22 protein-coding genes are annotated in these 20,912 nt (G+C 40.0%); 10 read left to right on the top strand and 12 right to left on the bottom strand.

What is annotated here, in order from left to right:
• Together C1A47_RS17050 and C1A47_RS17045 are read left to right on the top strand one after the other, a co-directional pair.
• The coding region (locus tag C1A47_RS17050) for a cation diffusion facilitator family transporter (protein ID WP_162625980.1) at window positions 1–478 on the top strand (478 nt) is incomplete at its 5' end.
• A 104-nt stretch (window positions 479–582) separates the two neighbouring features.
• Entirely contained in the window at window positions 583–1,281 is a 699-nt protein-coding gene (locus C1A47_RS17045; protein WP_111896219.1) for a DsbC family protein, read from the top strand.
• A 55-nt stretch (window positions 1,282–1,336) separates the two neighbouring features.
• Here the strand turns inward: C1A47_RS17045 and C1A47_RS17040 are convergent, their stop codons facing one another.
• From C1A47_RS17040 to C1A47_RS17025, 4 genes are all read right to left on the bottom strand, one after another.
• Window positions 1,337–1,588, bottom strand: coding sequence for a GlsB/YeaQ/YmgE family stress response membrane protein (locus C1A47_RS17040; protein WP_111896218.1), 252 nt, complete (start codon window positions 1,586–1,588; stop codon window positions 1,337–1,339).
• Window positions 1,589–1,740: 152 nt separating this feature from the next.
• Complete coding sequence (gene hpt, locus C1A47_RS17035; RefSeq protein WP_111896217.1) at window positions 1,741–2,268, bottom strand: hypoxanthine phosphoribosyltransferase; 528 nt, start codon at window positions 2,266–2,268, stop codon at window positions 1,741–1,743.
• Between the two features lie 191 nt (window positions 2,269–2,459).
• Window positions 2,460–3,773, bottom strand: coding sequence for a guanine deaminase (gene guaD, locus C1A47_RS17030; protein ID WP_111896216.1), 1,314 nt, complete (start codon window positions 3,771–3,773; stop codon window positions 2,460–2,462).
• Between the two features lie 311 nt (window positions 3,774–4,084).
• Entirely contained in the window at window positions 4,085–5,035 is a 951-nt protein-coding gene (locus C1A47_RS17025; RefSeq protein WP_111896215.1) for a TerC family protein, read from the bottom strand.
• Between the two features lie 352 nt (window positions 5,036–5,387).
• Between C1A47_RS17025 and C1A47_RS17020 the strand changes: the two genes are divergently transcribed.
• Entirely contained in the window at window positions 5,388–5,909 is a 522-nt protein-coding gene (locus tag C1A47_RS17020; RefSeq protein ID WP_111896214.1) for a DUF1543 domain-containing protein, read from the top strand.
• A gap of 138 nt (window positions 5,910–6,047) precedes the next feature.
• Here C1A47_RS17020 and C1A47_RS17015 read toward each other — a convergent pair whose 3' ends face one another.
• The 3 genes from C1A47_RS17015 to C1A47_RS17005 all read right to left on the bottom strand — a co-directional run bounded on the left by C1A47_RS17015 (window position 6,048) and on the right by C1A47_RS17005 (window position 8,960).
• Complete coding sequence (locus tag C1A47_RS17015) at window positions 6,048–6,644, bottom strand: undecaprenyl-diphosphatase (RefSeq protein ID WP_111896213.1); 597 nt, start codon at window positions 6,642–6,644, stop codon at window positions 6,048–6,050.
• 285 nt (window positions 6,645–6,929) lie between these two features.
• Window positions 6,930–8,297, bottom strand: coding sequence for a UDP-N-acetylmuramate:L-alanyl-gamma-D-glutamyl-meso-diaminopimelate ligase (gene mpl / locus C1A47_RS17010; protein WP_111896212.1), 1,368 nt, complete (start codon window positions 8,295–8,297; stop codon window positions 6,930–6,932).
• 126 nt (window positions 8,298–8,423) lie between these two features.
• Complete coding sequence (locus tag C1A47_RS17005) at window positions 8,424–8,960, bottom strand: phosphatase PAP2 family protein (RefSeq protein ID WP_111896211.1); 537 nt, start codon at window positions 8,958–8,960, stop codon at window positions 8,424–8,426.
• Between the two features lie 213 nt (window positions 8,961–9,173).
• On the opposite strand from C1A47_RS17005, the gene C1A47_RS17000 reads away from it, so the two are divergent.
• The 4 genes from C1A47_RS17000 (at window position 9,174) to C1A47_RS16985 (ending at window position 13,127) form a co-directional block, all read left to right on the top strand.
• A complete protein-coding gene (locus tag C1A47_RS17000) occupies window positions 9,174–9,518 on the top strand; it encodes a DMT family protein (protein ID WP_004749247.1) in 345 nt (114 codons plus the stop codon).
• Between the two features lie 138 nt (window positions 9,519–9,656).
• Window positions 9,657–10,172, top strand: coding sequence for a 5-(carboxyamino)imidazole ribonucleotide mutase (gene purE, locus C1A47_RS16995; protein WP_111896210.1), 516 nt, complete (start codon window positions 9,657–9,659; stop codon window positions 10,170–10,172).
• Between the two features lie 14 nt (window positions 10,173–10,186).
• Entirely contained in the window at window positions 10,187–11,308 is a 1,122-nt protein-coding gene (locus tag C1A47_RS16990) for a 5-(carboxyamino)imidazole ribonucleotide synthase (RefSeq protein WP_111896209.1), read from the top strand.
• Between the two features lie 517 nt (window positions 11,309–11,825).
• Window positions 11,826–13,127 carry a lytic murein transglycosylase gene (locus C1A47_RS16985; protein WP_111896221.1) on the top strand — a complete coding sequence of 434 codons (1,302 nt, stop codon included), beginning with the start codon at window positions 11,826–11,828 and terminating at the stop codon, window positions 13,125–13,127.
• 51 nt (window positions 13,128–13,178) lie between these two features.
• Here C1A47_RS16985 and C1A47_RS16980 read toward each other — a convergent pair whose 3' ends face one another.
• From C1A47_RS16980 to grpE, 5 genes are all read right to left on the bottom strand, one after another.
• Window positions 13,179–13,553 carry a hypothetical protein gene (locus C1A47_RS16980; RefSeq protein WP_205669603.1) on the bottom strand — a complete coding sequence of 125 codons (375 nt, stop codon included), beginning with the start codon at window positions 13,551–13,553 and terminating at the stop codon, window positions 13,179–13,181.
• 67 nt (window positions 13,554–13,620) lie between these two features.
• Window positions 13,621–14,571 carry a matrixin family metalloprotease gene (locus C1A47_RS16975; protein WP_111896207.1) on the bottom strand — a complete coding sequence of 317 codons (951 nt, stop codon included), beginning with the start codon at window positions 14,569–14,571 and terminating at the stop codon, window positions 13,621–13,623.
• Between the two features lie 45 nt (window positions 14,572–14,616).
• Window positions 14,617–15,156 carry an FUSC family protein gene (locus tag C1A47_RS16970; RefSeq protein WP_111896206.1) on the bottom strand — a complete coding sequence of 180 codons (540 nt, stop codon included), beginning with the start codon at window positions 15,154–15,156 and terminating at the stop codon, window positions 14,617–14,619.
• 133 nt (window positions 15,157–15,289) lie between these two features.
• Window positions 15,290–17,236: a molecular chaperone DnaK gene (gene dnaK, locus C1A47_RS16965; RefSeq protein ID WP_111896205.1), complete on the bottom strand. Its 1,947-nt coding sequence runs from the start codon at window positions 17,234–17,236 to the stop codon at window positions 15,290–15,292.
• 119 nt (window positions 17,237–17,355) lie between these two features.
• Complete coding sequence (gene grpE / locus C1A47_RS16960; RefSeq protein ID WP_111896204.1) at window positions 17,356–17,886, bottom strand: nucleotide exchange factor GrpE; 531 nt, start codon at window positions 17,884–17,886, stop codon at window positions 17,356–17,358.
• Window positions 17,887–18,522: 636 nt separating this feature from the next.
• Between grpE and C1A47_RS16955 the strand changes: the two genes are divergently transcribed.
• The 3 genes from C1A47_RS16955 to C1A47_RS16945 all read left to right on the top strand — a co-directional run bounded on the left by C1A47_RS16955 (window position 18,523) and on the right by C1A47_RS16945 (window position 20,595).
• Entirely contained in the window at window positions 18,523–18,759 is a 237-nt protein-coding gene (locus C1A47_RS16955) for a hypothetical protein (protein ID WP_227539812.1), read from the top strand.
• A 124-nt stretch (window positions 18,760–18,883) separates the two neighbouring features.
• The gene (locus C1A47_RS16950) at window positions 18,884–19,930 is read left to right on the top strand and encodes an alpha/beta hydrolase (RefSeq protein ID WP_227539811.1); all 1,047 of its coding nucleotides are present in this window, start codon (window positions 18,884–18,886) and stop codon (window positions 19,928–19,930) included.
• A gap of 101 nt (window positions 19,931–20,031) precedes the next feature.
• The gene (locus C1A47_RS16945; RefSeq protein ID WP_111896202.1) at window positions 20,032–20,595 is read left to right on the top strand and encodes a peptidylprolyl isomerase; all 564 of its coding nucleotides are present in this window, start codon (window positions 20,032–20,034) and stop codon (window positions 20,593–20,595) included.
• Window positions 20,596–20,912 lie beyond the last annotated feature (317 nt).

The raw sequence follows: 20,912 nt of genomic DNA, 5'->3' as shown, positions 1-20,912 counted from the left end.
CCACCACCACCACCACCACCACCACGATCATGATGATCATGGACATGAGCATCATCATGATTTAAATCAGAAAGCAGCATTTATTCATGTGGTTGCCGATGCGGTGACTTCTGTATTTGCAATCTTGGCTTTATTGGCAGCCAAGTACTTTGGCTGGAACTTTTTAGATGCGGTACTCGGTATTGTTGGATCAGTTTTGGTTGCGAAATGGTCTTGGGGTTTGATGTGTGAAACAGGTCGAACTTTACTTGATGCAGAAATGGATCATCCTGTGGTTGCTGAAATCTATGAAGTGATTGAGCAGTTAAATGTACCCGTAAGTATTACCGATGTGCATGTCTGGAAAGTGGGTAAAGGTAAGTTTTCCTGTATCTTGGCTTTAGAAACAGAGCATGCGTTAAGTGCAGATCAGGTGCGTGAAGCATTATCGATTCATGAAGAAATTGTACATATTTCTGTTGAAATCAATCCAAGCTAAGCATGTTCCACGTGAAACCTGCTGACAAATTTACAACGCTTGGGTTGCATACTTAGAAAATCATTATCCGCTACAATCAGCACTTTTTAAGGAAGTGCTGAGCCATGAAAAAATTAAGCCTATGGTTATTGGCATTATGCTGCTCTAGTGCCACCTTTGCCGATGTCACCAGTTTAAGTAGTCAACTTAAACGCCAATATCCGAATCTTAATTTTCAAAATATTGCACCCACTGAGGTGCGTGGTTTATATAGTGCCAATCTAGATAAGCAAGTTGTATATCTGGATGAGGCAGGTCAGCATGTCATGCTTGGCAGCATGATTCGTTTAAAAGATCAGAAGAATCTGACGCAAGATTTAGTGGTTCAAAATAATCGCGTCGATTGGCGTAGCCTTCCCTTTCAAGATGCATTAAAGCAGGTTAAAGGTAATGGTCAGCATCAGCTCGCCATTTTTGTTGATCCGAATTGCCCATACTGTAAAAAATTAGAACAAGAACTTGCCAAACTGAACAATGTTACGATTTATCGTTTCTTGTACCCAATCCGCCCACAATCTATCGTGCCGTCTAAACAGGTGTGGTGTAGTGAAAACCGCAACTATGCTTGGGATAATCTGATTGGGCGAGGATTTATTTCAAATGCCAGTTCAAATTGTACCAATCCGATTCAGCGCAACTTGCAGCTGGGTCAAAAGCTCAAAATTGAAGGAACACCCGGGATTATTTTTGCCAATGGTTATCGGGCACTGGGTTATACCTCAGCCGAGCAGATTCAGGCATTCTGGCAGAAAAATGGCTTATAAAATTTAAAAAAATAGCACACTCAAAGGTGTGCTATTGAATACAGTGTCTGAGAACTTAGGTGTTTTTACGGATCAGGTTATAAATCACTAAAATCACAATTGCACCAATGACAGAGGCAATAAAACCAGCCGATGAATGCGCACTATACAGCCCGAGCATTCGTCCGCCATAGGTGGCAACAAATGAGCCTGCGATTCCCAGTAATGTAGTGACAATAAAGCCTGCTTTGTCATTGCCTGGATGTAAAGCACGTGCAATCAGACCTGCAATAAAACCAATTATAATCACAACTATCAGATGCCACATGATGTAGCTCCTTCAGCTCATCAATTGAATAGATTAAAATTAGTGTGCAGGATGAAGATGGTTAGAAATAGCAGAGTATTGATAATTCTCGTTATATTTTGTGATTAAAAATAAAAAAGTGGTGACCTGCACCACTTTTAAATGATGCAATTTTACAGACCAATTTCACCAATAAATGGCAAATGACGGTATTTCTGGTCATAGTCCAAGCCATAACCCACAATGAATTTATCTTCAACTTCAAAGCCAAGGAACTGCACATCGAGATCAATTTCACGGCGAGAAGGTTTGCTGACCAAGGTGCAAAGCTGGATTGAATTTGGCTCGCGAGTTTTTAAGATTTCCAGCACTTTGCTTAAGGTGTTGCCTGAGTCGATGATATCTTCAACCACAAGGACATCTTTACCACGGATTTCACCATCGAGGTCTTTGAGGATTTTTACGTCGCGTGTAGACACAGTTCCACCGCCGTAACTTGAAACCGTCATGAAGTCGAGTTCATGTGCTTTTTGAATTTGGCGGCACAGATCTGCCATAAAAATAACTGAACCACGCAGTAGTCCAATCAATACCAGTTCTTTACCACTATTGGCATAGTGAGCATTGATCTGTTCACCTAGCTCTTTGACTTTGGCTTGAATCGCCTCTTCGGAAATCATTACGCTTAATTGCACAGTCATGGACAGCTACCTAAAGACATCAGTATGTAAAAATAAAAAAGGTGTTGACCTGCAACACCTCGAATTCATGAGTTTATGCGCAAATTTTAAAACAATTTCCACATTCCTGCATCTTTTCTTGCTCAACAAAATGTAAGAATAGAGAGAGTAGGATTGATTTTGTTCGCAATTTAGCCCTTAAAAGTCATGGTTTATTTACTGAATTTACGTTGTCCATAGACATAAGTGGCGTGGACGTTACGGTCATCACCCAGTGTAAAGAGGGCAAATAAACTGTCTTCAATCGCTTTAGCACGTGACTGGCGCAAACTTTGTAGTGCTGTGGCATTTAAATTTAGCACCACAAAATCAGCTTCTTTACCGATGTTAAAGTTACCAAGCTTGTCCTGTAAATCGAGTGCTTTTGCACCGCCTAATGTAGCGTGATACAGCGACTCAAAGGCTGAAAGTTTGTTGCCTTGAAGCTGTTGGACTTTATAGGCTTCATTCAGGGTTTGTAGCTGATTGAAGGATGTTCCTGCCCCAATGTCGGTACCCAAGCCGACTTTCACCTGTTTTTCCCATGTTTTATTGAGCGGGAATAATCCACTGCCTAAGAACAGGTTTGAGGTCGGACAAAAAGCAATTGCCGAATCTGTATCGTGCATGCAGTTCCATTCTTCATCTTCTAAATGCACACAATGTGCAAAGACAGAGCGCTGACCTGTTAAGCCATAATGATGATACACATCCAAATAGCCCTGACGTTCAGGAAAGAGGGATTTGACCCATGCAATTTCGTCTTTGTTTTCACTCAAATGGGTGTGGACATAGACATCAGGAAATTCCTGTTTGAGCTGCCCTGCTTTTTCCAATTGTTCTGGTGTTGAAGTTGGGGCAAAGCGAGGTGTGATGGCATACAGTGCACGTCCCTGCCCATGCCATTTTTCAATTAGGGCTTTTGAGTCAGTATAACTACTCTCAGCAGTATCACAGAGATCTTCAGGTGCATGGCGATCCATCATCACCTTGCCAGCGATCAGGCGCATATTGAAATTCGCTGCTGCTTGAAACAATGCATCGACCGATTCTGGATGTACCGTACAAAACACAAGTGCTGTAGTTGTGCCGTTTTTCAACAATTCTTGAATAAAGAAATGTGCAATGTGTTCAGCATAACTCGGGTCTTTAAACTGTAATTCAGTTGGGAAGGTATAGGTGTTGAGCCAACTTAAGAGTTGTTCACCATAAGCACCCACCATTTCGGTTTGTGGATAGTGAATATGCGTATCAATAAACCCAGGAACGATCAGTTGTTCAGGATAATGCTGAATTTCGACATCTTCTGGTAAATGTGGCTGTGCATCTTGCCATGTGCCAAACCATTTGATTTTTCCATGCTCGCTGATCAGCACGGCATCTTCCAGATAACGGACTTGTTCAGCAATTTCAGAGGGATGTTGAACCAGTTGTTGGATATCTAAGAAACGACCACGAATGGCGCTGATAGGAGAACAATTTGTCATGGAAAACCTGCTTTTTACTTTTTTCGAGCGATTGTAACGTATTTGGACAACAACATGAAAATCTGATGGAGATGCCATAAAAAAAGATGCGGATTGCACCTTAAAAATTTGGCTTTTTTCTTTTTTAATTTAGCAAAAACTATTCCAATTTAGCATATGGCATAGAAATGCTGCGGTTGAATCCAATATATTTCCATTCATTCGGCAAGGTTTTTCTGAGTTTTATCTATATTGACCTTACTGATTTTAGCTGAGGTTGCATCGCCATAAAGTCCAGCCTGACCATATGGCGATGTGCTTAGGGAATGATGTTACTGAGTTTGTTTCTGATGTCGTAGAGATAAAACAGCAGTGATTGCTAAAACAAAAACAATAAAGCCTAATGAAATCCAGATCGGCATATGAAATACATCAAGCAAGAGCATTTTTATCCCGATAAACAACAGGATAATGCCTAATCCATATGGCAGATAATGCATTTTCTCGGCTGCACCTGCGAGCAGGAAGAACATGGCACGAAGGCCCAAAATCGCCATCAGATTGGCACTCAGCACAATAAAGGGGTCGCTAGTCACCGCGAAAATTGCGGGAATAGAATCGACTGCAAAAATGACATCGGAAAACTCTACCAAGATGAGCACCACAAATAACGGCGTAATCCAGCGTTTACCTTGTTCAAAGACAACCAATTGATCGCCACGTAAAGTTGAGGTAATTGGAACATGTTTACGTAGCCATTTCAGTAATGCCATATCTTCAATATTGGCATCTTCATCTTGCCCTTTCAGGAATTTAAAGCCTGTGTAGACCAGAAATGCACCAAAGATATACAAGATCCATGAAAACTCTTGAACCAACCATGCACCAATAAAAATAAAGATGGTACGTAGGACAATCGCACCGAGTATGCCGTAGAGCAGCACTTTACGCTGTAGTACAGGTGGAATCGCAAAAGCTGAGAAAATCATCAGCCAGACAAACACATTGTCGATGGCGAGGGATTTTTCCAGTAAGTAGCCTGAGAGATACTCTAAGGTTTTTTGATTGGCAATTGCTAAAGATGCAGTGTGTTGCAAGTATAACCACAGTCCACCAGCAAACAGCATCGCAACCGAAACCCAAGCAATACTCCAGTACGCTGCTTGCTTGAGTGGAACATGGTCAGATTTATTGTTTTTGAAACCGATAAAATCAACAATCAGCATGATGGCAACGATGCCAAAAAATGCCAGATAGAGTCCGAGACTGCCAATAGATTGCATGAGTTTTTCTCCTCATCATCTGGCTTGGGTCTGGTGGTATCCATAAAAAAACCTTGACCTGTTGCCAGATGAAAAAACATCTGTGTCAACATGATCAAGGTCTTGCCTACATCACACTAGGTATGATGCTCAGATACCGACTTTTTGCAAAGTGTATTGACGATATCTGACACGTAACTTTCACTATGTTTGCTATGATAGTCAGGTTACGTTTGGAGGAGGCTACTCCCCTTGTCAAACTTAATTTCGAATTAGTGATTTGATTTAATCAATCCTAATGTATGGCTAGAATGTCATAATTTTTATGAATGTGCAATTTTTCTACAGCATAAAAATGTAAGGGTGAATCCACATGACAGAACCACAATTATTTATTGTGCTGCTTGGCGGAAAGCATGCACAGGCACGTGTTGAAGTCCACGATATTATCCCTGTGATTTATCCGCAGCTTGAACAAAGTTATCCACAGCTTAAGCAGCGCTGGTTCGGATTACCACAAGGTTTGCATATTGATGCGTGGATGTGTGTCCGTGGTGTGCAGTATCAAGGTGTAAACTATCGGGTTGAAATTGTGCCATATTCCAAGCCCATGCGGAGCCAGTTAAAGCTATACCTGATTAATTTAGGGGCATATCTGGCAGATGAATTTGGTGAGTTCCACCATTATGTGGTGGTCGCTGGGATGAGTCCTGCCGATGCCAAACAGCAAGGTAAACTGCATATTGAACAGCATTGGCGTAAGGCACATACGGATGCTGTGATTGATATTGATGAATGTCTGGCTTTAGATTTGATCGATGGTTATGCCGTACATTTGGTTCAAGGCAATTTCAAAGAAAATCACTTTGAAAATACCTATATTATTTTGGACTAGTTTTTAAAAGAATTGTCATATTGCTGAAATTGTTTTGTCATTGAAACGATATAAATTAAAAAGAAAAAATTTTAAAAAAAGCAAGGTGTTGATGGAGAGGTCATCACCTTGCTTCAATATTTTAGAGGCTTGACTAATTTATTTAATCCAGCCTTTTTCTAATAAGGGTTTACAGACAATGGTATATAACTGGGTGCTGGTATGTAGAATCGACTGCCCTGCAAATTTCCAGATCCAGATGCCCAAGATATTGACCAAGAGTGCAATAGAAAATGCACCGATCATATCCATTGGAAAATGCACGCCCAAATAGACACGTGACCATGCCACCAAACCCGCCAAGATCAGCAAAACACTTCCAGCGAATTTGCGTCCTGAGAACAGGTAAGACCATGCAATAGTGCTAAAAATCAGCATGTGATCGCTTGGGAAAGAGGCATCTGGAGCATGCTGGATAAAAGTATGTCCAACTCCCATCACAAACGGTCTTGGGTGGTAATAGAATGTTGAAATGATAAAACCAATGCCGAGTGAAATCATGGTAAAAAAGACGGCTCTGAGTGCTCGCTCTTTCAATTGTTTATCGCCATAAACCCAGAGAAACAACAAGAATAAAACCAGCAGATAAAACACATCATTGGCAATAAAAATCGCAAGATCAATCATGGCATGACTGGCATGCAATGGTGCGTTGATTTCGCTAAACCAAGTCAGATTGAGTGCTTCTAGCGTCATGAGCTGTCCATCGAGCCTTGAAATAAATTGGGCTATGATAAAGAAAACATTCTTAAGGAAAGAATTAGAAAAGTTACAGTTTTGTAATAATTGAAATCGCAAAATGTGGATTTAAATAATAGGCTTCTTTGATAATGTCTACACCCTCTTTATTTTTTTTCCTGAGCAAAATTGAAATATATTTCAATGCAGCGCAAGAGAAATAAAAAGGACTTATGAAAAAAAGTTTAATAGAAAAATAAAAAAAGCAGCGTTAAAACGCTGCTTAATGATGATTTTACTGACTTATTGAACTTTTAAGGCAGCGATGAGTTTTTGATGTAATCCACCAAATCCACCATTCGACATAATCACTACGGCATCGCCCTCACCTGCTTGCTGGCAAATGGTCGAAATGATTTGATCTAGCGAGCGCGCCACAGTCGCTTGGTTGGGCGCAGCATCGACCACAGGCTGCAAGTCCCAATCCAAACCTTCTGGCTGATACCAAATTACGTCATCGGCTAAACGAGCAGACTGTGCCAAAAGATCTTTATGGCTGCCCATACGCATAGTGTTGGAACGAGGCTCAATGACTGCCCAAAGTTTGCGTTCGCCAAGGCGTTTACGTGCGCCGTCGAGTGTGGTTTCAATTGCAGTAGGATGATGAGCAAAGTCATCATAGACTTCGATGCCACGTACGGTATCAAGCAATTCCATACGGCGTTTGACCCCACCAAAACAAGACAAGGCAGCACAAGCCTGTTCAATCGAAATACCTACATGCTCGGCAGCGGCAATAGTCGCAAGTGCGTTGGCAACACTATGTTGCCCTGTCATATTCCACTGAACTTCGGCTTTCACTTCGCCGTGCTGTAGGACTTTGAAATGACTGCCATCCGCAGAAACGAGTTCGGCTGAGAGTTCCGCTTTCTCATGGGCAGCAAGACTGGTACGCACCACGGGTGTCCAGCAGCCCATCTCTAAAACAGTATCAATATTGGTTTCGGTTATTGGTGCAATAATGCGCCCTTCACTTGGAATGGTGCGAACAAGGTGGTGGAATTGTTTTTGAATCGCTGCCAAATCATCAAAAATATCGGCATGGTCAAATTCAAGGTTATTTAAGATTGCAGTTTTTGGGTGATAATGTACGAACTTAGAGCGTTTATCAAAAAATGCAGAATCATATTCATCGGCTTCAACACAGAAATATTTTCCACCACCCAAACGTGCACTTTGACTAAAACCTAATGGCACGCCGCCAATCAGGAAGCCTGGGTTGAGACCTGCCTGATCCAGTACCCATGCCAACATGGTGGTGGTAGTAGTTTTACCGTGTGTTCCTGCTACACCAAGCACATGTTTACCTTGCAAGACATGATCGGCTAAAAACTGTGGTCCTGAAATATACGGTAAGCCAGCATTCAGCATATATTCCACGGCATCAATGCCACGTTTCATGGCATTCCCGACAATCACCAAATCAGGATGTGGCTGTAAATGGCTACGGTCATAACCTTGCATTAAGGTAATGCCTGCATTTTCGAGCTGGGTCGACATCGGTGGGTAAACGTTTTGATCTGACCCTGTGACGGTATGCCCAAGATCACGGGCCAAAAGTGCCAGTGACCCCATAAAAGTGCCGCAAATACCCAAAATATGCAGATGCATCGCTCGCCTACTCCACTGTTCCCGATCTGTTGAATCGTGTGTTTATTTGAAATTATTGGCAACGATAGCAAGGCTATATTTGAAAAGATAGTCACAATACGTGAGAAGTTGTATGTGTCTCAAGCTTTAGCCAATCCAGCGTGGTGCCTTGCGACGGAGAATTTGATAAGCCGCAAAATTTAAACTAAGCGCGATCAACAGTGACGCCAAAATATCGAACGGAAAATGCACCCCTAAATAAATTCGTGACCAGCCAACAGTGAGTGCTGCCAGTAACAAACCGCAACCAATCCATAGTTTTGATGAAAAACAATAAGCAAATGCAATGGTGCTCATCACCAGCATATGACTACTTGGAAATGAGTTATTATTGGAATGTTGAATATGATTTTGACTCAGCCCAAGCATAAATGGGCGTGGAAAATAAAAGGTGTGATCGAAAATATAATTCAATAGAGATGCACATAAAGTCAAAGCTAAGGCTTTTACAAATAGAATTGGATAGCTTTTTCTCAGTAATGTGCTGAGTAATAATAGAACAGCCAAAATCGTGGTCAAATGATGTGAAAAAAATAAGGCAGCATGCAAGGCAAATTCGGAATCACGCCATGTCATATAAATCATGCTAAATAGATCGTGATTAAGCTGGGTCAGGTTAAACATGTTGCTACCGTATTCGATAAAGTCATCCTATCTTAAGTGATTTATATTTATGTTTTCAAAAGAGAAGTTGTAATGTTTTTTCTTATTGAAAAAATTGTATTTTTCGGTGTTTTCTGCGGGTTACAGACATTATTAAATCTATATTGACGTCGCTCATCTTTATGTTTTGAACGCTATAATGCACGGTTTCAATGCTGATATGGAATTGAACTGGTGATCACGCCTTTACCTTTTATCTTGCTGATTATTTCCAACTGTTTTATGACTTTGGCATGGTATGGGCATTTAAAATTTTTACATGCTGCTCCACTTTGGAAAGCCATTTTATTTGGTTGGTGTATTGCTTTCCTTGAATATAGTTTCATGATTCCTGCCACGCGCTTATTTGCCCAGCAAGGCTTTAGCATGGGCGAAATGAAAATTACCCAAGAAGTCGTGACTTTATTGGTGTTTGTGCCTTTCATGCTGTTTTTATTTAAACAACCTTTTAAGCTGGATTATTTATGGGCGGGTTGCTGTCTGCTCGGCTGTGTATATTTTGTGTTTCGGAGTCAATAAATCAGAAATTCTCAGACAAGTGATGAGTATTTTTGGAGAGGATGAAAAAACAAGCTATACTAGTGTGCCCTAATATCTATGCAATGCACTTCTTGGCTTTGCTAAGCGCATTGATCTACTTACGCTTTGGAAATATCAATGAATACGGTCGCAGCTACAGACGCTCAACCTTTAGTTGGAATTATTATGGGTTCTCAATCTGATTGGGCAACCTTAGAACACACTGCCAATATGCTCAAACAGCTTGGCGTCCCTTTTGAAGCTGAAGTGGTGTCTGCACACCGTACCCCAGACCGTTTGTTTGAATATGCTGAAACTGCACGTGAGCGCGGTATTCAGGTGATTATTGCAGGTGCAGGCGGCGCAGCACATTTACCAGGAATGTGCGCAGCAAAAACTGATCTTCCAGTCTTGGGTGTTCCAGTTAAATCATCTATTTTAAATGGTGTTGACTCTCTCCTTTCGATTGTCCAAATGCCAGCAGGTATTGCGGTGGGTACATTGGCGATTGGCCCTGCGGGTGCAACCAATGCCGCAATTATGGCAGCACAAATTTTAGGTTTGACACGCCCTGATATCGCAAAAAATGTTGCAGATTTTCGTGATGCACAAACAGCAAAAGTTGCTAACAACAACATTCCAGGTCAGGTATAAACGAGGCTAGCCACATGAACAAAACCATCGGTATTTTTGGTGGTGGTCAATTGGGTCGCATGATGGCTCAGGCTGCGTTACCACTCAATATTCAATGTACTTTCTTTGAAGCCAATACAGATTGCCCTTCTGCGGCAATGGGTCAAGTGATCTCAAACCAAACTGAACAGGGTTTGCAGCAGTTTATTAACAGCGCAGATGTGTTTAGCCTAGAGTTTGAAAATACACCTTTGACTGATGTTGATATTTTGACACAAAGCAAGCAATTGCATCCGCCACGTCAAGCGTTGGCAACAGCACAAAACCGTTTGCTTGAAAAAGCTCTGTTTGATCAATTAGATATTCCTGTTGCACCTTACCGCGCAGTCGATAGCCTTGAAAGCTTGAAACAGGCAGTGGTTGATCTTGGCTTACCGATCGTCCTGAAAACCGCAACGGGTGGTTATGATGGTAAAGGTCAGTTTGTTTTACGTTCGGAAGATCAAATTGATACAGCATGGGCTGAACTTGGGCCTGCAAAAAGTCTGATTGCTGAAAGCTTTGTGAAGTTCTCTCGCGAAGTCTCAATTATTGCGGTACGTGGGCAAAATGGCGATGTAAAAACATGGGCATTGGCTGAAAACCATCATCATAACGGTATCTTGTCGCATTCGATTGTCCCTGCGCCAAACAGTGCAGACTTACAACCTGTAGCACAAGATTACATTACCCGTTTGTTGAACCATTTGAATTATGTTGGTGTACTGACCCTTGAACTGTTTGTGACAGAACAAGGTCTATATGCCAATGAAATGGCGCCACGTGTACATAACTCAGGACACTGGTCGATTGAAGGTGCAGTCTGTTCGCAGTTTGAAAACCATATTCGCGCTGTTGCAGGTTTGCCGCTAGGTTCAACCGAGGTGGTACGTCCAACCGTGATGATCAATATCATTGGTCAGCATCCAAAAACTGAAGACGTTTTGGCATTGGATGGTGCACATCTGCATCTATATAACAAAACAGAGCGTCAGGGCCGTAAGCTTGGGCATATTACGTTAATGCCCGTTGATGCTGCACAATTAACAGTTTTATGCCGTCAATTGTCAACCATTTTGCCTGAGCCTTTGGCATTGACTCAAGATATGAGCATTTAAAGCTAGATTGTTGTTAAAAAAAGCGTTTGTTTCGGCAAGCGCTTTTTTTATATCTATTTCTCAGGCAAGATAGCCGCCGTTTTTAAATTCAAAACCACATTCAGTGTGGATAAATAATTCGACTTATAAATGAATTTAAATTTAAAAATGCTGTTTTGAATTTAAATTCAAAAAAATTGAATTCAAAGTTAAAATTTCATCACTGTTTTTAAAGTTTTACAACGAGTTAACAGTATCGGGTTCTTTTGAATAAATTTAAATATAAAACAAAATCTTAACTAAATATATTTGATTAAAAAGCAAGTTATCCACACTGTGATTTTTTTGAATTTATTTTTAAATTTAAATCTGAAAAAATGAATTCATACTTTGAATTTAAAAGTTTGAATTTAAATTCAAAGTAAAGAAATGCATCGATTTGCGAGTATTTGTACATTTGAATTCAAATTACATCATCCTTTTTAAGGGATGTGGTATGGTAGCCCGATAATTTGAATTCAAAATGGCAATCAAGATCATGCGACGTCTTTCTTTTCTTGTCGGTAGTATTTTTCTAGCAACAACCTATGTTCAAGCAGAACTCATCATTAATGGTGTCAGTGACCAAAATGGTTCATCTTCTTCAATTGCGACTCTAAACAATCTTCCTGCTGTATCTGAACAAACTCAGTTTCAACAATGTCTTGCTGGTTTACGTTCTCAAGCCCTAGCATCGGGCGTGAGTGATCAGACTTATATTCAATACACCCAAAATTTAACCCCTGATCGTTCAGTATTAGAGAAACTTAATTATCAACCTGAATTCTCAACACCCATTTGGGACTATTTATCAGGATTGGTGGATGATGAACGAGTCCAAAAAGGGCAGCAGAAAATTGCCCAATATCACGATGTTTTGAATCGTGCATCACAAGTCTATGGTGTGCCAGTGGAAACCATTGTTGCGGTGTGGGGTGTTGAAAGTAACTATGGCGATATTTCTGGAAAATATCCGTTGCTACAAGCACTGGGTACACTCAGTTGTGAAGGGCGTCGTCAAGGTTATTTCCGTGGTGAGTTTTTTGCAGCAATGCGAATTTTACAACGGGGTGATTTAACCGTAGATCAACTCAAAGGCTCATGGGCGGGTGCTTTTGGGCATACCCAGTTTATGCCATCGACTTATGAGCGATTAGCCGTTGATTTTGATGGTGATGGTCGTCGTGATTTGGTTTCAAGTGTGCCTGATGCATTGGCATCGACAGCAAATTTTTTGAAGAGAGCAGGTTGGCAAACAGGCTTACCATGGGGTTTTGAGGTGAAATTGCCACCGAATATGTCGATTGCAGGTGAGGGGCGACGTAACAAGAAACCACTGAGTTATTGGCTCGGACAAGGTTTGGTTCGTGCCGATGGTTCAGCTTTAATTCAAGGAAATTTAACAGAGACAACACCAGCAGGTTTAATGGCGCCAGCGGGTGCAAATGGGCCTGTATTCCTGGTATTTAAAAACTTCGATGCCATTTACAGTTATAACGCTGCGGAAAGCTATGCTTTGGCGATTGCGCATTTATCGGATCGTTTACAAGGACAGGGCGAATTTAAAACCGCATGGCCAACCGATGATGCAGGAACATCTCGTGCAGAGCGTCGTGAAATTCAGCAGATTTTATTAAGCAAAGGTTATGACATTGGTGAAGCAGATGGTTTAGTGGGTGATAAAACCCGCCAAGCGATTCAGCAGGAACAACAGCGCTTAGGTTTGCCTGCAACAGGTCGGGCAGGGCAGAAAATTTTACAAGTACTGCGTCAAGAGCAAGCAGCAAAAATGATGCAGTAATTTGGGAGTAAAAAAGGTCTGATAAATCAGACCTTTTTTACATTGAGTGGATTAAAAATTTTCATGATCAATTTTGACAGCATCTAGCACATCAAAAATGACTTTGGTGACATCTTGACTCAGTTCCCGATCATTAAAGATTTCATGAGCAGTAATGGTGACATCGGTATCACTTGGTAATTCTTTTTGTTCTTCTTCAATCAAATACTCAATCGGCATTTGTGTTTGTTTGATTTCAAGATGAAGAATATCTTCAAAAGCAATATTTTCATCTTCAAATTCAATCATTTGTTTATTGAAGTAGGGAAGTAGTAAGGCGTGTAGATAGGGTGTAAGCTCTTCAATATTAAAGATTTCGATGTCACGAGTTTCTTCGATAGTACTAATATGATCATTTACTTCGACAATAATATGATAATAACTCACGCCGATCTCCATTGAATTCAGTGTATTTAGTTATAACCATAGCATGAAATTTGTCTGGGTCACGGAGTTATCGTTTTAATGTATTTAAAAATTTATCCCAAACAGAATTTTCTTTCAATAGTTGGCGGTCATCCATTGTTAATTGAAAGTCATGCATGTTTTGATCTTTTAAGAGCGGATACATTAAAGCATGTGAATTGTGTTCGGTATGCGGTAAGCCTAAGGCATGTCCGAGTTCATGGGCGATGACTAAACGCAGATCATCCTGATTTTCAAATTCATAAATATTGATGCTATGTCCGTTAAATAGTCCTTTATCAAATGGGCGAGCGGCATATTCTTGATTATAGGTTTGAATTGTTTGGTTAATGTTCTGATTGATTTGGTTATAACTCTGAACTTGGAAATTAGATTGTGAGACCAACTGATTGTGCTGCATGACCATTTGATTGAGCTCAGCTTTCATTTGTTCAAGCGCCTGTTTTTGCTGTTCTATTTGTTGCTTAAGTTCAGGGCTGGCGCCACCTTGACGATTAATCTGCTCAACGAATTGATTGTACTGTTGCACTTGTTGCTGAAAGCTCGTTTGCTTGGCATCAATCAGTTGTTGTGACTGTTCAATTTCAGATTTATGTTGATTAATTTCTTGCTCTTGAAATTGTTGCTGATTTTGAGTGTTCTGGATCTTTTCGAGTGCAGTTAGGCGTTGTGTGGTTTGTTCCTGTCTTTGGTCATAAATAAAATTAATCGCGAGGCGTGCATGAGGGTCGTAGACAAACCAGCTTCGTCCAGTACCTTGTTGCCAAATGTTGGCAGCCTGTTGTGCTAATTCTTCCAGTTCACTGCGAGACAAATGAAAACGCGGGTCAACGTCCCCAATTTTAAAATGTAAACGGGTGTCGAGCGGGTGGGTGAGGCGTGTAGTGATTGGGTTTAACCGAATTTGTGGATATTGCATTTGTTGGTAGAGTAATAGCAGCAACAGCATCGCAATGAATAAGAGACTTCCTGTTCGCATCGTATAGATCACCTTTTTATTTTATGCTTGCTATAGATCAAGGAATTAAGGTTTTTCTTCATAAATCATAATATGAAATTTTTGTTCCAGTTTTCGGCTGATCAGGTCGACCATATAGGCAATAAAACAGCCAATAATACAGAATAAAATACGCGATAACGCACCTTCAATGGTGTGATGAGCCACATCGTAAATGGTGACAATCAGAAAGCTTGAGAGTGCAATCCCGCAATACTCACTATGCTTGAGCATAATACATAGCAATGTCGTGACAAAAATGCCGAGAATCAGGAACCAGTATTCCAGATTAATATAATACAAATGTGCTGAAACACTCGACATCAACATCCAGATGATAATTCCAATCACTGAGCCAATAATATTGCCCATGATCTGGTTAAAGTTGACTTTGGCTTTACGGCTAAATTGTAAGGTGGAAAAAGCGGTTAAAGAGGCCCAAACAAAAAAATTGGTGGTTTTGTCTTTATCGAAAATAATCGAAAGAAGTGTAATCACCACAGCACAACTGAGAATTTTACTGATATAGAGCACTTTTTCTGATTGTAAGAATAGTTTGAACTTCATGTCATGACCAAATACCCAAGCGCTGCAAATTATAAATAGACTCAATTGGAAAATCTGTACAGATTTTTTAGTGTATCAGACATAAAAAAAACCGCGCTTAAAGCGCGGTTTTTTTTAGAATTAAAGCGATAAATTATTTTTTATCATCTTTAACTTCAGTGAATTCAGCATCAACAACGCCATCATCCGCTTTTTGCTGTTGAGCACCTTGGCCGCCTTGGAATGCATTTGGATCAAAACCTTGTGCACCACCTTCAGCACCTTGTGCTTGTTCATAAGCACGTTGGGTGATTGGCATGATGATGTTTTGAAGTGCTTCAGTTTTTGCTTTGATTGCTTCAACGTCATTTTCTTTGGTTGCAGCTTCAAGTTCAGAAACAGCAGTGCTTACCGCAGTTTTTTCATCTTCAGTGACTTTATCACCAAGATCTTTCACTGCTTTGTTTGCACTTGCAACTAAAGCATCAGCTTCGTTACGTGCTTTTGCAAGTTCTTCAAACTTACGGTCTTCTTCAGCATTCGCTTCAGCATCACGGATCATTGCTTCGATTTCAGCATCAGACAAACCTGAGTTTGCTTTAATCTGGATTGATTGCTCTTTACCCGTGCTCTTATCTTTTGCAGATACTTTCAAGATACCATCCGCATTGATGTCGAATGATACTTCGATTTGTGGAACACCACGTGGCGCAGGAGGGATATCACCCAACTGGAAGTTACCCAACAATTTGTTTTGTTGAGCAATTTTACGCTCACCTTGGTAAACCGAAATATCTACTGCTGGTTGGTTGTCCGCCGCAGTTGAGAATACTTGAGATTTCTTCGCAGGAATCGTGGTGTTTTTCTCAATGATTGGAGTCAACACACCGCCCATTGTTTCGATACCCAAAGTTAATGGAGTAACGTCAAGAAGAAGTACGTCGTTTTTGTCACCAGACAATACCGCACCTTGAATTGCTGCACCAATTGCAACCGCTTCATCAGGGTTGACGTCTTTACGTGGCTCTTTACCGAAGAATTCTTGAACTTTCTGTTGAACCATTGGCATACGTGTTTGACCACCCACCAAGATCACGTCAGAAATGTCAGAAGTCGAAAGACCTGCATCTTTCAATGCAACGCGACATGGTTCAATCGTACGCGCAACCAAATCAGCAACCAATGCTTCAAGTTTCGCGCGAGTCACGTTGATCACTAAGTGTTTAGGGCCAGTTGCATCAGCAGTGATGTATGGCAAGTTGATTTCAGTTGCATTAGAAGAAGAAAGCTCGATTTTTGCTTTTTCAGCAGCTTCTTTCAAACGTTGTAACGCAAGTGGATCATTTTTCAAGTTTACGCTTTGTTCTTTCTTGAATTCTTCAACCAAGAATTCGATCAACGCGTTGTCAAAGTCTTCACCGCCAAGGAATGTATCACCGTTAGTCGACAATACTTCGATTTGTTGGTCGCCATCAAGGTCAGCGATTTCAATGATTGATACGTCAAAAGTACCACCACCTAAGTCGTAAACAGCAATTTTACGGTCGCCTTCTTTTTTGTCCATACCGAATGCAAGTGCCGCAGCAGTTGGTTCGTTGATGATACGTTTAACATCAAGACCTGCAATTTTACCTGCATCTTTAGTTGCTTGACGTTGTGCATCGTTGAAGTATGCAGGAACAGTAATGACGGCTTCTGTCACTGCTTCACCCAAGTAGTCTTCAGCAGTTTTCTTCATTTTTTTCAAGATTTCTGCAGAGATTTGTTGTGGAGCAAGTTTCTTGTCGTTGACTTCAACCCAAGCATCGCCATTGTCAGCTTTGATAATTTTGTAAGGTACAAGACCGATGTCTTTTTGTACTGCTTGGTCTTCATAACGACGACCGATTAAACGCTTAATCGCGAATAATGTGTTTTTAGGGTTTGTTACTGCTTGGCGCTTAGCTGATTGACCCACTAAGATCTCGCCATCTTTGTATGCAATAATCGATGGAGTTGTGCGAGCACCTTCAGCGTTCTCAATAACTTTTACTTTGTCGCCTTCAAGTACTGCAACACATGAGTTGGTTGTACCCAAGTCAATACCAATGATTTTAGCCATTTACGTGTTCCTCAAAAATTTTTTGCAATTGTTTCTGCTTGTTATTCGATATGAGAGTGAATCCATTTTTTTCAAGCAACATTTATTAAAAAAAATGGAAAACCCTGTAATTTGTAGGCTTATTGACCAACAGTGACCATTGCTGGACGCAACAGACGACCTGAAAGGGTATAGCCTTTTTGTAGCACGTTACCAATTTCACCTGCTTTTGCTGTTGGGTCGATACCCACAGCTTGGTGAAGATCGGCATTAAAGCCATTTTCTGTATCTACAGCGACCACTTCGAATTTCTCAAGTGCAGTCGTTAGAGATTTTAAGGTTAATTTAACGCCTTCAAGAACAGGACTTTCTTCTTCACCTGCGGCTTGAATAGCGCGTTCTAAATTATCAACAGAGTCGAGTAAGCTTTTTGCAAACTTTTCAACAGCAAATTTTTTCGCTGCGTCCGCTTCACGCTCTACACGTTCTTTGATTTTTTCAGCTTCATAAATCGCATTTGCAGCGCGTGCTTTCTCAAGCTTTAAGCTTTCTTCAAGCTTAGTGATTTGTGCTTGTAAATCTTCAACGGTTGTTTCAGTTTGCGATTGCTCAGCATTCTCAAGTTGTTCTTGCTCTAGGTCTTGAGTTTGTTCAGTTTGCTCATTCGCCATTGATGATCTCCGCTTAAACAGGTTTTTAAACATGTGCAGTCCTTCGGCGTCAGTGGTACAACTGCATAAACTCTGAACTGCCATGATTAGGGTTTCTTTTGTTACAACAGAAGTAAGGGCAGTACCGAAAAATTCAAGCACCAAACATGATTTAAAGCTTTTAATTTTACAGATTGAGGAAAATACGGACTTAAAAATGGGTTTTGAGACGCTATTCTGCAAAATATAGTGCATTGTTTTGCAAAAAATAGTGTATTAAGTAGAAAATATACATAAATATTAATAAATTAATTTGAATATTTTTTAAAAAAACTGAGTATTATGTGAGAAAAATTCTCAATAATTGTTGAACCTCTGTTATTTTTTATAAAAATAAAAATTCTTAAATGATTCGATATGCTTGTTAGAGAAAGTCATGAAGCTATTTGAATATACAGACAATCTTAAATTAAAAGATACAAAAGCCGTATTGTTTACAATGTAGTTGCTTTGGTTGGCAATAACATAAGTTCCGCAGAATCATAAACCTTATTAAAAAAACATAGCATTTCGCCCATATTGTGCAGGATTTAACTTCGCCATGATGCTGCTACTCGTTTATCGAGTTTTATATTTTTTTAATTTTAGTAGAGAGTGATGATGAAAAAATTAGCCGTATTTTCTTTAACTGCCGCAGGTTTTGCTTTTTCAGCTGTAGGTTGTGCATCTCATGAAGCCAATCAAAGTTCAGATACACCAACACCTGTGACTGCTTCAACATCGGTAGATGCTCAAGCACAAAGCCCTGTTGTATCGACATCGGCAAGTGTGGATGCAAACATGGGACAAACAGCAAGTTCTGAAACAAATACAATCGCAACGAATGCCCCATAAGGATTAGCATAAAGCTGACGGCAAATCATAAAAAACAGCAATGAATCGATGCAATTGCAACGCTTCATTGCTGTCATTATCAGATAAAATAAATATCCAAGATTAAAAAAATTGGTTGATCGTGATGATGCTTGAGCAGATTTGGAAAAAAAGAACAGCACTGCTTGCACAAGGTCTTGACTATTTGCCCGAAAATTTAAAACAACAACTATATAGAAGCATGGATGTGCCGTGGGATTACCCTGAACTTGATCCCACATTAAAGTGTCTAATGGCATATCAATATCGACAAGGATATCGAGGGTTAATTTCATCGGATGTGCAAAAATCACGGGAGAATTTTGCGAAAAGCATAAGGGAGGTGGTATATCGCCCGACGCAGTTAGCATGGGTTCAGGATTTCAGCCTATCTTTAAATCATAGAGTATTGCCAGTACGGTACTATCATCCATTCCCACAGCAGGCTTGTCCAATGATTGTTTTTTTTCATGGGGGAGGGTTTATTCTTGGAAATTTGGATACGCATGATGAAGCCTGTCGAATTCTGGCTAAATATAGTGGTTGCCAAGTCTTAAATATTGATTATCCATTGGCTCCAGAGGTTACAGCCCAACAAATGCTAGACACATGTGAAATGGCATGGCATTGGATATGGCAACATCAAGACCGATTTAATATTCAGCCAAATGCCATTGCTGTTGCGGGAGATAGTGCAGGCGCAAATATTAGTACAGTGCTGGCACAACGCTTAAAACAACACTTACATGCACCAATTGCCCAGCTTCTCATTTATCCTACTGTTGACTTTAAAAGTCGTTACCCATCGTTTTTTAAATATAAAGCTGGACTATTGTTAACTGAGGGTGATGTGGATCAAGTTACACAGCATTATGTACTCAATAGTCAACTTGAATTAGATGATCCCTTGGTTTCCCCTATCTATGCCCAACTTGATCATTCAGCGTCCTGTTTTTTAGTAACAGCAGGGCATGATATTTTACATGATGAAGGTGCACACTATGCACAGTTATTACAGCAGGCTAATGTAAAGGTCTGTCATCGAAATTATGCACATCAATTACATGGATTTATAAATTTAACTTCTGTGTCATATCAATCAAAAAAAGACTGGATCGAAATTTCACAACTATTTAAGCAGTTTTTAAATTAATGTCATTTAAGTTTCACGTGGAACGTCTATAACTGAGATACAAAAGAAAAATACACTAAACTCAATTAGACTAATCAAACTTTTATAAAAAGGTTGATGACATGAAAAAACAGGCACTCGGTTTAGGATTACTATTAATAGGGCAAGTTACGTTTGCCAATACTTTTGTTGATATGAAAACCAATATGGGCAACATTGAAATAGAGCTTTTTGATCAGCAAGCACCAGTGACGACTCAAAACTTTAAAAATTACGTAAAAAGTAACTTTTATTCAGGAACCGTTTTTCACCGCGTCATTCCTGGTTTTATGATTCAAGGTGGTGGTATGACAACTCGCATGGTAGAGAAGTCAGGCAATGCACCAATTAAAAATGAATCCTATAACGGTCTTCACAATGTACGAGGCACACTTGCGATGGCACGTACCAATGACCCGAATTCTGCAACCAGTCAATTCTTTATTAATACTGTAGATAACAAATCATTAGACCGAGGCACTTTTGATAGTGGATATGCCGTCTTTGGTAAGGTTGTAAAAGGCATGGATGTTGTAGATCGAATCTCAAAAGTTGCAACAACTGATTATGGTATGCACCAAAATGTACCTATTAAACCTATTATTATTCAGAGTGTGCAGATAGTGAGCAAAAGTGCTAAAAAATAAATAAATTTTAAAATAATAAATATCAATAACTTAATTTAAATATGTGTGTAAATAAAATACACTCGATGCAGCACGCATAAAAATGCACTTGCGTGCTGCAGAAATTCACCTATAATGCACTCATCCCAACGCAACTGATGAAACAAATCTTCGCTCTAGGGTGAGAGATTTTAAGTTTGCGTTATCTTTTTATTGATGAGATAAAAAGAAGATCATTAAGAGAATTGGAAGAACAACTTGTGTGGATTTTTACTAGTTGATCAGTCGAATATATATTTCATTGATTGAATTGGTAGAAATTTCTCGAAGTTTATTTG

This window comes from Acinetobacter sp. MB5, from assembly GCF_003261585.1.
GTDB lineage: Bacteria > Pseudomonadota > Gammaproteobacteria > Pseudomonadales > Moraxellaceae > Acinetobacter.
The sequence above is the reverse complement of the archived record's forward strand: the minus strand, read 5'-3'. Positions and strand labels throughout refer to the sequence as shown.

Bases quoted from the DNA above. Each gene is read 5' to 3' on its own strand.
- C1A47_RS17045 (WP_111896219.1), top strand. From the start codon at position 583: ATGAAAAAATTAAGCCTATGGTTATTGGCATTATGCTGCTCTAGTGCC.
- C1A47_RS17040 (WP_111896218.1), bottom strand. From the start codon at position 1,588: ATGTGGCATCTGATAGTTGTGATTATAATTGGTTTTATTGCAGGTCTG.
- hpt (WP_111896217.1), bottom strand. From the start codon at position 2,268: ATGACTGTGCAATTAAGCGTAATGATTTCCGAAGAGGCGATTCAAGCC.
- guaD (WP_111896216.1), bottom strand. From the start codon at position 3,773: ATGACAAATTGTTCTCCTATCAGCGCCATTCGTGGTCGTTTCTTAGAT.
- C1A47_RS17025 (WP_111896215.1), bottom strand. From the start codon at position 5,035: ATGCAATCTATTGGCAGTCTCGGACTCTATCTGGCATTTTTTGGCATC.
- C1A47_RS17020 (WP_111896214.1), top strand. From the start codon at position 5,388: ATGACAGAACCACAATTATTTATTGTGCTGCTTGGCGGAAAGCATGCA.
- C1A47_RS17015 (WP_111896213.1), bottom strand. From the start codon at position 6,644: ATGACGCTAGAAGCACTCAATCTGACTTGGTTTAGCGAAATCAACGCA.
- mpl (WP_111896212.1), bottom strand. From the start codon at position 8,297: ATGCATCTGCATATTTTGGGTATTTGCGGCACTTTTATGGGGTCACTG.
- C1A47_RS17005 (WP_111896211.1), bottom strand. From the start codon at position 8,960: ATGTTTAACCTGACCCAGCTTAATCACGATCTATTTAGCATGATTTAT.
- purE (WP_111896210.1), top strand. From the start codon at position 9,657: ATGAATACGGTCGCAGCTACAGACGCTCAACCTTTAGTTGGAATTATT.
- C1A47_RS16990 (WP_111896209.1), top strand. From the start codon at position 10,187: ATGAACAAAACCATCGGTATTTTTGGTGGTGGTCAATTGGGTCGCATG.
- C1A47_RS16985 (WP_111896221.1), top strand. From the start codon at position 11,826: ATGCGACGTCTTTCTTTTCTTGTCGGTAGTATTTTTCTAGCAACAACC.
- C1A47_RS16975 (WP_111896207.1), bottom strand. From the start codon at position 14,571: ATGCGAACAGGAAGTCTCTTATTCATTGCGATGCTGTTGCTGCTATTA.
- C1A47_RS16970 (WP_111896206.1), bottom strand. From the start codon at position 15,156: ATGAAGTTCAAACTATTCTTACAATCAGAAAAAGTGCTCTATATCAGT.
- dnaK (WP_111896205.1), bottom strand. From the start codon at position 17,236: ATGGCTAAAATCATTGGTATTGACTTGGGTACAACCAACTCATGTGTT.
- grpE (WP_111896204.1), bottom strand. From the start codon at position 17,886: ATGGCGAATGAGCAAACTGAACAAACTCAAGACCTAGAGCAAGAACAA.
- C1A47_RS16955 (WP_227539812.1), top strand. From the start codon at position 18,523: ATGATGAAAAAATTAGCCGTATTTTCTTTAACTGCCGCAGGTTTTGCT.
- C1A47_RS16950 (WP_227539811.1), top strand. From the start codon at position 18,884: ATGATGCTTGAGCAGATTTGGAAAAAAAGAACAGCACTGCTTGCACAA.
- C1A47_RS16945 (WP_111896202.1), top strand. From the start codon at position 20,032: ATGAAAAAACAGGCACTCGGTTTAGGATTACTATTAATAGGGCAAGTT.